Raw genomic sequence first — 13,274 nt, 5'->3', positions numbered from 1 at the left:
GTGCTGGCCGACACCGCCGGCCGCCTGCCCACGCAGCTGCACCTGATGGAAGAAATCAAAAAAGTGAAGCGCGTGCTGCAAAAATCCATGCCCGACGCACCGCACGAAATCATCGTGGTGCTCGATGCCAACATCGGCCAAAACGCCGTCAACCAGGTTACCGCCTTCGACGACGCGCTGGGCCTCACCGGCCTGATTGTTACCAAGCTCGACGGCACCGCCAAAGGCGGCATTCTCGCCGCGCTCGCCGGCAACCGCCCGATTCCCGTGCGCTATATCGGCGTGGGCGAAAGCATCGACGACTTGCGCCCGTTTGACGCCAAAGCATTTGTGGACGCGCTGCTCGACTGACTTTCAGGCCGTCTGAAACCCTCCCGCCCGCACCGCGCACTGCCGTGCGGGCGTTTTTACCCAAAACGGTTTTCTTGAAACAGTTTGTTTCCTATCATCTCCACCCGTCGCTCCCGGCTGAACGGTGCAACATTATTCGGTATAATCGCGCGTAACCTTTCAGACGGCCTGATGCCGTCTGAAACCAACTTCACCGGATAACCCTATGATTCGTTTCGAACAAGTTTCCAAAACCTATCCCGGCGGCTTTCAGGCGCTGAAAAACGTCAGCTTCAAGATCAGCAAAGGTGAAATGATATTCGTGGCCGGGCATTCGGGCGCGGGCAAATCCACCGTGCTCAAACTAATCGCCGGCATCACCAAACCCACCGAAGGCAAGGTGTGGTTGAACAACCAAAATATCGGCGGCTTAAACGACAACCAAATCGGCTTTATGCGCCAGCACATCGGCATCGTTTTCCAAGACCATAAAATCCTTTACGACCGCAACGTGCTGCAAAACGTGCTGCTGCCGCTGCGCATCATCGGCTACGACGCCAGACAGGCCGACAAACGTGCCCGCACCGCCATCGAAAAAGTGGGCTTGGGCGGCCGCGAGCTTTCCGACCCCGTTACCCTTTCCGGCGGCGAACAACAGCGCCTGTGCATCGCCCGCGCCGTGGTGCACCAGCCCAGCCTGCTAATTGCCGACGAACCTTCCGCCAACCTCGACCGCGCCTACGCCCTGGATATTATGGAACTGTTCAAAACCTTCCACGAAGCCGGCACCACCGTAATCGTGGCCGCACACGACGAAACCCTGATGGCCGACTACGGCCACCGCATTCTGCGCTTGCAGGAAGGCAGGTTCACATCATGAACCGATACGTATCGCTCCACCTTGACGCCGCCGCCAACGCCGCCCGCCAACTGCTGAAACAGCCCGTAGGCACACTGCTGATCCTGCTGATGCTGGCGGTGGCGATGACGCTGCCGCTCGCGCTCTATCTGGGCGTGCAAAGTTCGCAGGCCGTGGTCGGCAAACTCAACGAATCGCCGCAGATCACCGTTTATATGGAACCGGGTGCCGATACGGGCGATGCTGAAGCCGTGCAAAGCCTGATCGCACAAGACAAACGCATTCAGAAAAACGAATTCGTGAGCAAACAAAAAGGCCTGCAAGAGCTGCAAACCAGCATGGGCGGCCAAGATTTGGTGTCTATGCTCGACGAAAACCCGCTGCCCGACGTATTCATCGTTACCCCCGATCCCGCCACGCCTCCTGAAGAAATGAAGGCGCTGCAAAAAGATTTGGGCGGGCTGCCGATGGTGGAAGAGGCCAAGCTCGACACCGAATGGATGCAGACGCTCTACCAAGTCAACGATTTTGTGCACAAGGTATTCTGGTTTCTCGCTTTCACCCTCGGCGTGGCCTTCGTTTTGGTGGCGCACAACACCATCCGCCTGCAAATTTTGAGCCGCAAAGAAGAAATCGAAATCACCAAACTTTTGGGCGCGCCTGCCTCGTTTATCCGCCGCCCCTTCCTTTATTTGGCCGCCTGGCAGGGCGTGCTTGCCGTGGCTGCGGGCCTGGGGCTGTGCGCCTGGCTGGTAAACGTGTCGAAACCCTTGGTCGATCAGATTTTCAAGCCCTACGGGCTGAACATCGAATGGCGTTTTTTCTATTTTTGGGAAGTGCTGCTGGTGCTTGCCGCCGTGGCCGCCCTCGGCACCGCCGGCGCATGGCTGGCTACCCAGCAGCATCTGCTTGGGTTTAAAGCCAGGCGCTGACCGGTTCGGAACAAATACACAGGCCGTCTGAAACCCTTTTCAGACGGCCTTCCTCCATAGCCCGCACTCATAAAATCCAGTACAATACGCCCCTTAAATAAAGACCTTAGCAAGAGAAAACCATGATTGAAGCCGAAACCGTCAACCAGTTGAACGCCGTGCTCGCCGACCTTTCCGCGCGCAGCAGCGACATCCGCGGCTATCTCGATTACGACGGCAAAAAAGACCGCCTCGAAGAAGTGGTCGGCCTCTCCGAAGACCCCGACCTTTGGAACGATCCCAAAAAAGCCCAAGAAATCGGCAAAGAGCGCAAAGTGCTCGAAGGCATTGTGCTCACGCTCGACAACATCGCCGCCGGCATCAACGACAACCGCGAGCTGCTCGAAATGGTGGTGGAAGAAAACGACGAAGCCGGCTTCGCCGCCGTGCAGGAAGACATCGCCAAACTCGGGCAGATGATGGCCGATCTGGAATTCAAACGCATGTTCAACCAGCCGGCCGACGTGAACAACTGCTTTATCGACATCACCGCCGGCGCCGGCGGCACCGAAGCCGAAGACTGGGCGGGCATGCTCTACCGCATGTATCTGCGCTATGCCGAGCGCAAGGGCTTTAAGGTTGAAGTGCTTGAAGAAGACGAAGGCGACATCGCCGGCATCAACCGCGCCACCGTCAAGCTCGAAGGCGAATACGCCTACGGCCTCTTGCGCACCGAAACCGGCATCCACCGCCTGGTGCGCTATTCGCCGTTTGATTCCAACAACAAACGCCACACCTCGTTTGCCTCGGTGTTCGTTTACCCCGAAGTGGACGACAGTTTCGAAGTGGAAATCAATCCCGCCGACCTGCGCATCGACACCTACCGCGCATCCGGCGCAGGCGGCCAGCACATCAACAAAACCGATTCCGCAGTGCGCATCACCCACAACCCCACCGGCATCGTGGTGCAGTGCCAAAACGACCGCTCGCAACACCGCAACCGCGACGAAGCCATGAATATGCTCAAAGCCAAGCTGTTCGAGCTGGAAATGCGCAAGCGCAACGAAGAAAAACAGGCTCTGGAAGAAGGCAAGTCCGACGTGGGCTGGGGCCACCAGATCCGCTCGTATGTGTTCGACCAGTCGCGCATCAAAGATTTGCGCACCTCTTACGAAGTGGGCAACATCAAAGCTGTGATGGACGGCGATTTGGACGGCTTTATCAAAGCCAGTTTGAAACAGGGCGTGTAACCGCAGCTATCATAAACAGGCCGTCTGAAAAGGTTGTTTCTTTTCAGACGGCCTAATACCTTTCGGTTAACGGCACAGCATCGGGTTAGTCTGCCTGTTTTCTCAACCGGCCGTGCAATTCCTGCACACTGTAAACACCCAAGCCGTTCAGACTCTTCACACCCTCGCTCATGGCTTCGCCGCCTGCTGTGGTGGTGTATTGCGGCACGCGCTGGGTGAGCGCGCTGCGGCGGATGCTGTGGCTGTCGGCCACAGATTGCGCATCGCTGCCTACGGTATTGACCACCAGTGCGATTTCGCCGTTTTTAATGGCATCGACAATATGCGGACGGCCTTCAAGCACCTTATTGACGGTTTGCACGGTGATGCCCTGCCCCGCCAGATAAGCCGCCGTACCGCGCGTGGCGCACACCCCGTAGCCCAAGGCGAGGAAGTTTTTTACGGTTTTGACAATCAGCGGTTTGTCTTCGTCGCGCACGGCGATAAAGACTTTGCCTGTTGCCGGCATACGTTCGCCCGCGCCCAGTTGGGCTTTCAGGTAGGCTTCGCCGAAGGTGGCGCCCACACCCATCACTTCGCCGGTGGAGCGCATTTCGGGGCCGAGAATGGTGTCGACGCCGGGGAATTTGATAAACGGGAACACGGCCTCTTTCACGGCATAAAAGTCGGGCACCACTTCTTTTTCAACGCCTTGCTCTTTCAGCGAAATGCCCGCCATCGCGCGCGCGCCCACTTTGGCCAGCGGCACGGAAGTGGCTTTCGACACAAACGGCACGGTGCGCGAGGCGCGCGGGTTCACCTCGAGCACAAACACTACGCCGTCTTGCACCGCAAACTGCACGTTCATCAGGCCGACCACGTTCAGCGCGTAGGCCATCGCTTTGGTTTGGCGGCGGATTTCTTCCTGCACTTCTTCGGAGAGCGAATACGGCGGCAGCGAGCAGCCGGAGTCGCCGGAGTGGATACCGGCCTGCTCGACGTGCTGCATGATGCCGCCGATGACTACGTCTTTGCCGTCTGAAACGCAGTCTACGTCCACTTCAATCGCATTGTTGAGGAAGAAGTCGAGCAAAACGGGGCTGTCTTCCGACACCTGCACGGCTTCGCGCATATAGGTTTTCAGTTGCTCTTGACTGTGAACCACCTGCATGGCGCGGCCGCCGAGTACATAAGACGGGCGCACCACCAGCGGATAGCCGATTTCTTCGGCCAACACCAGCGCCTCTTCTTCGTTGCGTGCGGTGCGGTTGGGCGGCTGGCGCAGGCCGAGGTCGTTCAGCACTTTTTGGAATCGTTCGCGGTCTTCGGCGGCATCAATCGAATCGGCGGAAGTGCCGATGATGTTCACGCCGTTCTCCACCAGCGCGTTGGCGAGCTTCAGCGGGGTTTGGCCGCCGTAATGCACAATCACGCCCCAGGGGTTTTCTTTTTTCACGATTTCCAGCACGTCTTCCAGCGTGAGCGGCTCAAAGTAGAGGCGGTCGGACGTGTCGAAGTCGGTGGAGACGGTTTCGGGGTTGCAGTTGACCATAATGGTTTCAAAACCGCTTTCGCGCAGCGAGAGCGCGGCGTGCACGCAGCAGTAGTCAAACTCGATGCCCTGGCCGATGCGGTTGGGGCCGCCGCCGAGAATCATTACTTTTTTGTTTTCAGACGGCCTGGCTTCGCATTCCTCTTCGTAAGTGGAATAGAGATAAGCGGTGTCGGATTGGAACTCGGCGGCGCAGGTGTCGACGCGTTTGTAGACGGGGTGCAGGTTCAGGCCGTAGCGGTGGGCGCGCACTTCCTGTTCTTTCACGCCCAAGAGTTGCGCGATGCGTTTGTCGGCAAAGCCTTTGCGTTTCAGACGGCGCAGCGCGGCGTAGTCCAAGTCTTTCAGGCTGCCTGAAACAACCGCGGCCTCTTCTTTGACAATGTCTTCAATCTGCGCCAAAAACCACGGGTCTATCGCGCAGATTTCATGAATTTCCGCAATCGTGAAGCCCGCGCGGAAGGCATCGGCCACAAAAAGGATGCGCTCGGGGCCGGGGTTCGCCAGCTCGCGGCGGATTTCGGCTTTGTCGTCGGTTTTCGGGTTGAAGCCGCACAAACCCGTTTCCAAACCGCGCAGGGCTTTCTGCATACTTTCCTGAATGGTACGCCCCATGGCCATCACTTCGCCCACCGATTTCATCTGCGTGGTGAGGCGGTCGTCGGCGGCGGGGAATTTTTCAAAGGCGAAACGCGGGATTTTCGTTACCACATAATCAATGCTCGGCTCGAACGATGCGGGCGTGCGGCCGCCGGTGATGTCGTTGCGAAGCTCGTCCAAAGTGAAGCCCACCGCCAGCTTGGCCGCCACTTTGGCAATCGGAAAGCCCGTGGCCTTGGAAGCCAGCGCGGAAGAACGGCTAACGCGCGGGTTCATTTCAATCACAATCATCTCGCCGTTGGCCGGGTTCACCGCAAACTGCACATTCGAGCCGCCTGTGTCCACGCCGATTTCGCGCAACACCGCCAAGCTGGCATTGCGCATGATTTGGTATTCCTTATCGGTGAGCGTTTGCGCGGGCGCAACCGTGATGGAATCACCCGTGTGCACCCCCATCGGATCGAAGTTTTCAATCGAGCAGATGATGATGCAGTTGTCGTTTTTATCGCGCACCACCTCCATCTCATACTCTTTCCAGCCGAGCACGGACTGCTCAATCAGCAATTCATGCGTGGGCGAAGCATCGAAACCGCGTTCGCAAATCGCCAGAAACTCGTCTTTATTATAGGCAATGCCACCGCCCGAGCCGCCCATGGTAAACGACGGGCGGATCAGCGTGGGAAAGCCCACTTCTTCCTGCGCGCGCAGGGCTTCGTTCATGGTGTGGCACACAAACGATTTCGGCGTAGAGAGGCCGATTTTCTCCATCGCCTCTTTAAAGCGGCCGCGGTCTTCCGCCTTATCAATCGCGTCTTCGGTGGCGCCGATTAACTCGACGTTATACTTCGCCAACACGCCGTTGCGCGCCAAATCCAGCGCACAGTTCAGCGCCGTTTGGCCGCCCATGGTGGGCAGCACCGCATCGGGGCGTTCCTTGGCGATAATCTTCTCCACAGCCTGCCACATAATCGGCTCGATATAGGTAACATCGGCCATATCGGGGTCGGTCATAATCGTAGCGGGGTTGGAATTGACGAGGATGACTTTATAGCCCTCCTCGCGCAAAGCCTTGCACGCCTGCGCGCCGGAATAGTCGAACTCGCAAGCCTGGCCGATGACGATGGGGCCGGCGCCGATGATGAGGATGGATTTTAGGTCGGTACGTTTGGGCATGGTGGATCTTTCTTAAAAAAAGTCTATTGACAATTCATTTTGTTTAGTTGTTCTACTAATTGCTGCTGTTGCTCTCGTCTTTCGTGAATTTGTTGATCAGTTAGTCTAGAGATTAGGTTACCCTTTGACCATCCGGATTTTAATTCTTCTCTAATATCGTCTAGTTGCTGCTGTAAGTGTTCTCGTTCTTTAAAACATGAGTCCTTACTTTGCAAATGCGATGAAAGTCTTTCGTTTTCATCCTTTATTCTTTGGTTTGTATTTGCAAATTGAGTGTTATTTTGCATACAGCGATTAAATTCTTCGCGAGATACATAATTTTGGTTTATTGAATTTTCTAAATTCGTCTTTTCGGTTTGGCAAATAGCAAAATTTTTCTCGGAAGTGGATTTTTCTGTATATAGTTTGTTTTTTTCGTCTTTTAGATCATTAATCTGTCGAATATATGATTCTTTGTTTTCCTTATGGGAATAGTCAATAATAAACCATGCTGCTATAGCACCCATGACGAATCCTATAACAATTCCCGTGAATGTTTCTTTTCTTGACCATTTGGTTGCTTCATCGTGAGAAATAGACATAATTTATCTTTACTTAAATGATCTTTGAAAAAAGCAAGCGTAGGTTGGGTTGAAAACCCAACATTACATCGTTCAATTATTTCAAAACGTTGGGTTTGACAACCCAACTTCTCTAACGGGTCAATACCCAACCTCTTCTTAAATTTAACGGTTTTGTTGGGTTTGCAACCCAACCTACGGGGTGGCTGAAATTTTCCACAGGCCGTCTGAAAATTTGGAACACGCGTGGATTGGGTTGAAAACCTAACATCAAACCATTCACTTATTTCAAAATGTCGGGTTGGTAACCCAAGCTGCCTGTTGGTTTGACAACCTATTTTTCACTATTCACCGAAACTACCATCTGCTTCTGCCCCGCCCGCCCAATCTGCGGGCAACAAACCTTGCTGCACATACCGGTGAAACGATGAATACGGCCAATCCGCCACATGGGATACATAACCGTGTTTCACCGGATTGATATGAATATAATCAATATGGGCATTCAAATCCCGCTCGTCGCGGATTTGGTGTTCCCAATACCGCCGCTGCCAAATACCCCGCTCGTTTTTGTGCTGCCGCAACGGGGATACGGCTTCGGTTTTCGGTATGGCTTGGGAAAACCTGGCCTTAATCATCCGTAATCCGGCAGGGTAACCGCTGTCGTTTGCAGGCAGCCTGATCAATAAATGCAAATGTTCGGGCAATACACAAACGGCAATGATTTCAAACGGGTGGCGTTGTTTGACTTCGGCAAATGCCTGCCGTAAATCATCAATATGCCGTACCAGCCAATCTTGTTTTCTGTCTTGCAAGGCAAGCGTGAAGAAATAGCAGCCGCCCGGGGCAAATGCACGGCGGTAGCGCATGGTTTGCTCCTGTATGTTATTTTGTTGGGTTTTCAATTCAGCCGTAGGTTGGGTTGAAAACCCAACATCACACCGTTCAATTATTTCAAACCGTTGGGTTTGGCAACCCAGCCTACAGGACTCCACCTGGTTTTTCAGACAGACATCACCATCACAACCCCGCCGTCCACATTTTTACGGCAAAACCGATAAACAGCACGCCGACGGCGGCCATGGCGGCGGCGGATATTTTGATGTGCCGTTTAAACGCGCGGGTGAGTGTGCGGCCGACGAACACCAGCGTGTTCAAATACAGCAGGCTCACCAGCTGCAAAATTACGGCCAGAGCGAGAAAACTCAGTGCGGGGTGCGGGTAGGCCGGATCGACGAACTGCACGAAAAACGATAGGAAAAACAGTATCGCTTTCGGGTTGGTTAGGCTCAGCAGCAGCGCGCGTTTGAAAATGTGCTGCGGCTCGGGCGGGATATTTGCGCCGTTCGTTGCGCCCGGCCGGAAGTGCCATTTTTTGGCGGCACCGCGCAACAGGTTGCTGCCGATATAGGCCAAATATAACCCGCCGGCGAGCTTGATGCCGTGAAACAGGGCGGGATAGAGCTTGAGCAGGGTGCCGGCGCCCAATACGGTGGCGAGTATCAGCAGGCTGTCGCCCAGCAAGATGCCCGCCACGGCGCGGTAGGCGGCTCTGGCGCCGTGTTGCCCGGCAACGGTGAGGCAATACATGGAATTGGGGCCGGGCAGCAGGATAACGGCGATGGTGCCGATAATATAGGCGGCAAGGTCGGTTATGCCGAACATTTTCAGACGGCCTTAGCGTGGGTTATCAAGTTAAAGAACGACGGCCTGCGCGTTAAAAGCTGGTGATAAACGTGATCAGGCCGAGAAAAATGCCGGGCGCGTTGGCCAGCGCCACGGGAATATCGCGGTTTTTTTTAAACAGGGCGTAAATCACCCATAAGGTGCAGTTGATCGCGGCCACCAAAGGTTGCAGCCATGCGCCTTTCTGGCCGGACAGATTCATTTGTATCTGCGGAATATAGGCCACATACATACCCACTGCCATGAGGGTGGCGGCAATAGAGAGTATGCGGACTTGTTTGTCGCTTAAAATTTTCATGAGGTGTGGTGTTTATTGTTGTTTTAAATAATTTTGATGGAACATAGGGGGGAAGGGTGCAATATTTATCTTCAATTTTAACGGCTTGTTGGTTTAACACCCAAGCCCGAAGCCTGTTTGTTTTTTCAGACGGCCTGAATGGTTTTTGTAAAAATATCGGCCGTCTGAAATACGGGTATCAAATATAGCGGCTGATTTCCAACAAGTTGCCGTCGGGATCCCGCAGGTAGATTGACTCAATCGCCCCCGTTGCACCCGTACGCGGCACGATACCGCTTAAGGGTTCAATGCCGTGCTGCTGCAATTCGGCCAACACCTGCGGCAGCGGGGTTTCAGAAAGCAAACATAAATCTGCCGTGCCGCAAGCGGCATTTTGTGCATTAGGCAGCACTTCCGCACCCTTTTGGTGCAGGTTGATTTTCTGGCTGCCGAAGCGCAGGGCTTTGCGGCCTTCGCCAAAGGTGGTTTCTTCCATGCCCAATACTTGGGTGTAGAAAGTAATGGTTTGTTCAATATCAGCAACGGTTAATACCAAATGATCAAGCGCGGCGGTTTTCATAATACTACGCCCCCCCCTTTTTTCAGACGGCCTTATTAGCTTTCATACTGTCGATAAATTTATCGAACAGGCATGCCACATCATGCGGGCCGGGGCTGGCTTCGGGGTGGCCTTGAAAGCTGAATGCAGCGCGGTCGGTCAGTTCGATGCCTTGTACGGTGCCGTCGAAGAGCGAACGGTGGGTTACGCGAACGTTGTCCGGCAGGGTGTTTTCGTCCACCTGAAAGCCGTGGTTTTGGCTGGTAATCATTACACGGCCGCTGTCGAGATCTTGCACGGGGTGGTTGGCTCCGTGATGGCCGAACGGCATTTTGCTGGTTTCTGCACCGCAGGCCAGACCCAATAACTGATGTCCCAAGCAAATGCCGAACAACGGTTTTTTTGTTGCCAACAATTCCCGAATCGCAGCAACCGCATAATCACACGGTTCAGGATCGCCGGGGCCGTTGGAAAGGAACACGCCATCGGGGTTCATTGCCAGCACTTCTGCCGCGGGGGTCTGCGCAGGCACCACGGTCAAGCGGCAGCCGCGCCCGGCGAGCATACGCAGAATATTGGTTTTCACGCCGAAATCGTAAGCCACCACATGATAAGGTTGTTCGGACGGCTTGCCGAAACCCCTCCCCAGCCTCCATTCGCCTTCTGTCCATTCGTAGGCGCCGCTGCAGGTAACTTCTTTAGCCAAATCCTTACCGACCATGCTGCCGAACGCGGCAATCAGTTCGCGCGCCCTTTCTTCGGTTGCGTCCGCACCCGTGAGGATCGCACCGGCCTGCGCGCCTTTATCACGCAGAATGCGGGTGAGGCGGCGGGTGTCGATATCGGCAATCGCCACGGTGCGGTTGCGCACCAGATATTCCTGCAAACTTTCGCTGCTGCGGAAATTGCTGTGCAACAGCGGCAGGTCGCGGATAATCAGCCCGGCGGCATACACGGCGCGGCTTTCCACATCTTCGCCGTTAGTGCCGGTGTTGCCGGTGTGCGGATAAGTGAGGGTAACGATTTGTTTGCAGTATGAAGGGTCGGTGAGGATTTCCTGATAGCCGGTCATAGAAGTGTTGAACACCACTTCGCCGGAAGTTGCGCCATGAAAACCCACTGAGGAGCCATGAAACACGCTGCCGTCGGCGAGTACTAAGATTGCGGGAGTGGTCATGATGGATATCCTGTATGGCTGAAAAAGAAACGGTGCGGGCCGTCTGAAAAACAGGCCGGTATTCAACTGCCTCTGAAAATCCGGCTAAAAAAAAACACGCCGCACGGCTGTGCTGAAAACCGTGTTACGTGCTTTTACAGGCATAAGCCTATGCCTTAGAAGCAAGTTATTTTAAGCGAAAGAAGGAGGAAACTCAAGCACCCGGATACCGGCATGAGAAAACCTGATACAGGAAACCCAAAGGCCTGCCGACATTCAAATTCATCTTAACCCCAACAACGTAGCAGCAAGGTAAATATTGGCTGCAAATAACTTATCCGCCGCTCCCGTCCATACTATCTGTACTGTCTGCAGCTTCACCGCCTTGTCCTCTTTTAAATCTTAAGCCACTATACAGTCGAGAGCGGGCCATGGCTCGCCGCCGACCACCTGCACAGCCGCTATGCCGATTCCGTCCAACTCACCGAAGAGCAAATGCAGGCAGCCAATGTGCAGGGTATCGGGCGGTTGCGCGACCTGCGCGAAGCAGCGGCATTGTCGCCCAAGCTGGCCGAAGTGCTGCAAGCCTACAGCCAGGCCGAAACCAAGGCGGCACAGAAAGCCCTGATCGATCAGCTGGTTGCCGAGTGGGCAAAAACCGACCCGCGCTACGGCGGCAATATCGTTTTCGCCGCGCCCTTTATCAAAACCGCCAACGAGGGCGTGGCGCTCACGCCCTCGCAGGCCAACGCCGCCATGCTCTACCTCCCCTCCAAGGAACATCAGGCCATGGCGGAACAAACCCTGCACAAAATCGCCGCGCTGGATGCGTTTTCGGGCGAAAAATCCAACGTCATCTATGTTTCTTCCGACAACGACATCCTGAAATTCTTTAATGTCGCCAACAAAGCCTACGACAGCTTAAGCCAAAAAACATGCTGATTTCATATAAACTAATGCCGTCTGAAAAGCATTCAGACGGCATTAGTTTGTGTGGCAACCGTTGAAGATAACTATGTTTACTTTACGCAAAAAAATAAAATTTTCGTTTGTTTGCCAAAACAACCGATTATCCCATAGGCATTTACAAATGAAATTTAAGCGATACGATTAGCTGCTTGAAATAAATCGTATCGAAGGCTTAAAAAACGGGAAATCTGAATTACTTCTTACAAACAGGTATTTAATAATGAGAAAAATATTTTTACTTTTAAATTTAAATTTAGCTTTGTTTATTTTAAGCATCATATCAAACATTTATATCATATTTATTGGAGGTTTTCATGTTCCTAGAATTAATTTGGATTTTTTAGAAGGATTGCAACTTGGAAATTATATTGATGAAATAAATAGTTCAGTCAGCTTTACAGTAGCATTGTCATCTATAACATTTATTATAAATCTTATTGTAGTATTAATGCTTACATACTCATATAGCCATGGAGCGGGAAGAAAGTTTTTTAATTTCATCCATAAGAAAAATAAGTTTCTTTTTGAATGGGGCGTTTATGCAATCAACCCTTACTTGGTCAAAGAAAGAGTAATAGACAATCGCAGTAGATTCATTAGGATAGTTCAATTTTTATTCTATTTCTGGATAATTTTCGTAATTATTTGTTTTGTCTTTAATATTGAATTCATCCAATTACCAAAAGTTGAAAGATTCATCTCGTTAATCACTAACTACAAAATATTTCTATTTTTATTTAATATTATTTTATTTATTGTAATTTCTTTCATGTTTTTAGGGTTTATTTTCTCGTGGATGCTAACGCTCATATCTATTTTTGATAGAAAGGAAATTTAAAGTGGCGAACAATTGTAATACTTATGATGAAGGAAACACTGTAAGCGATGCGGTTGGCGCTTCATTGACCAGCGCAGATACCGGTTTCAAACAATTCCTGGAAAAATTTGGTGCAGCAAATATAGCAAAATCAAAGCTTAATCCGGCTGTTAACATGTTTGGCCATGTCGGCCTTTTAATGTCTGCGGGGCAGGTTGTTCAAAAGTATACGCAAGGAAATAAACAACAGGCATTTATTGAATTTACTTCAGCAACCGGGGCTTTTTTAGGAGGACTTGGTGGCGGCATGATTGGTGCAGCAACTGGACCAGGAGCCATACTTGCTTCTGGTGCGGGCTCCTTAGGCGGAGCTTGGTTGGGCAGAGAAGTCGGGGAGTGGCTGGTAGACCAATACAGGAAAGCAAGCGGCGACTACCACTGGACATGCCCAAATGAATATGAAGACTACAAAAACCTCAACCGCGACGGCAAATACCACGTCTACGACCCGCTGGTATTGGACTTGGACGGCGACGGTATTGAAACCGTTGGCACGCAGGGCTATAACGGCGCATTGTTCGACCACAATTCAGACG

Annotated in this window: 11 protein-coding genes and 2 pseudogenes; 6 read left to right on the top strand and 7 right to left on the bottom strand. The window is 52.7% G+C overall.

Translation table 11 applies throughout. The features are described from left to right. The 4 genes and pseudogenes from Q3970_RS10280 to prfB form a co-directional block, all read left to right on the top strand. Nucleotides 1-351, top strand: a pseudogene (locus Q3970_RS10280) (signal recognition particle-docking protein FtsY); the annotation flags it as partial. 205 nt (nucleotides 352-556) lie between these two features. After that, nucleotides 557-1,210 (top strand): cell division ATP-binding protein FtsE, encoded by a 654-nt coding sequence (gene ftsE, locus Q3970_RS10275; protein WP_303100479.1) that lies wholly within the window; start codon nucleotides 557-559, stop codon nucleotides 1,208-1,210. Continuing rightward, on the top strand, nucleotides 1,207-2,121 hold the full coding sequence (ftsX, locus tag Q3970_RS10270) for a permease-like cell division protein FtsX (RefSeq protein ID WP_303100478.1): 915 nt from the start codon (nucleotides 1,207-1,209) through the stop codon (nucleotides 2,119-2,121). Before ftsE ends, ftsX begins: the two co-directional genes overlap by 4 nt. Nucleotides 2,122-2,246: 125 nt before the next feature. Beyond that, nucleotides 2,247-3,350 carry a peptide chain release factor 2 gene (gene prfB / locus Q3970_RS10265; RefSeq protein WP_303100480.1) on the top strand — a complete coding sequence of 368 codons (1,104 nt, stop codon included), beginning with the start codon at nucleotides 2,247-2,249 and terminating at the stop codon, nucleotides 3,348-3,350. An 85-nt stretch (nucleotides 3,351-3,435) separates the two neighbouring features. Here prfB and carB read toward each other — a convergent pair whose 3' ends face one another. From carB to carA, 7 genes are all read right to left on the bottom strand, one after another. Beyond that, complete coding sequence (gene carB, locus Q3970_RS10260) at nucleotides 3,436-6,654, bottom strand: carbamoyl-phosphate synthase large subunit (RefSeq protein WP_303100477.1); 3,219 nt, start codon at nucleotides 6,652-6,654, stop codon at nucleotides 3,436-3,438. 23 nt (nucleotides 6,655-6,677) lie between these two features. Beyond that, nucleotides 6,678-7,235, bottom strand: coding sequence for a hypothetical protein (locus Q3970_RS10255; protein ID WP_303100476.1), 558 nt, complete (start codon nucleotides 7,233-7,235; stop codon nucleotides 6,678-6,680). A gap of 323 nt (nucleotides 7,236-7,558) precedes the next feature. Beyond that, nucleotides 7,559-8,083 carry a transposase gene (locus Q3970_RS10250; protein ID WP_303100475.1) on the bottom strand — a complete coding sequence of 175 codons (525 nt, stop codon included), beginning with the start codon at nucleotides 8,081-8,083 and terminating at the stop codon, nucleotides 7,559-7,561. A 151-nt stretch (nucleotides 8,084-8,234) separates the two neighbouring features. Continuing rightward, on the bottom strand, nucleotides 8,235-8,879 hold the full coding sequence (leuE, locus tag Q3970_RS10245; RefSeq protein WP_303100474.1) for a leucine efflux protein LeuE: 645 nt from the start codon (nucleotides 8,877-8,879) through the stop codon (nucleotides 8,235-8,237). A 52-nt stretch (nucleotides 8,880-8,931) separates the two neighbouring features. Continuing rightward, complete coding sequence (locus tag Q3970_RS10240; RefSeq protein WP_303100473.1) at nucleotides 8,932-9,198, bottom strand: SemiSWEET family transporter; 267 nt, start codon at nucleotides 9,196-9,198, stop codon at nucleotides 8,932-8,934. Between the two features lie 178 nt (nucleotides 9,199-9,376). Next, entirely contained in the window at nucleotides 9,377-9,757 is a 381-nt protein-coding gene (locus Q3970_RS10235) for a VOC family protein (RefSeq protein ID WP_303100472.1), read from the bottom strand. A 22-nt stretch (nucleotides 9,758-9,779) separates the two neighbouring features. Continuing rightward, nucleotides 9,780-10,913, bottom strand: coding sequence for a glutamine-hydrolyzing carbamoyl-phosphate synthase small subunit (carA, locus tag Q3970_RS10230; RefSeq protein WP_303100471.1), 1,134 nt, complete (start codon nucleotides 10,911-10,913; stop codon nucleotides 9,780-9,782). Between the two features lie 474 nt (nucleotides 10,914-11,387). On the opposite strand from carA, the gene Q3970_RS10225 reads away from it, so the two are divergent. Then, nucleotides 11,388-11,834: a hypothetical protein gene (locus Q3970_RS10225; protein ID WP_303100470.1), complete on the top strand. Its 447-nt coding sequence runs from the start codon at nucleotides 11,388-11,390 to the stop codon at nucleotides 11,832-11,834. Nucleotides 11,835-12,700: 866 nt separating this feature from the next. Continuing rightward, nucleotides 12,701-13,274, top strand: a pseudogene (locus Q3970_RS10220) (hypothetical protein); the annotation flags it as partial.

The organism is Neisseria sp., assembly GCF_030530745.1.
Lineage (GTDB): Bacteria > Pseudomonadota > Gammaproteobacteria > Burkholderiales > Neisseriaceae > Neisseria.
The sequence above is the reverse complement of the archived record's forward strand: the minus strand, read 5'-3'. Positions and strand labels throughout refer to the sequence as shown.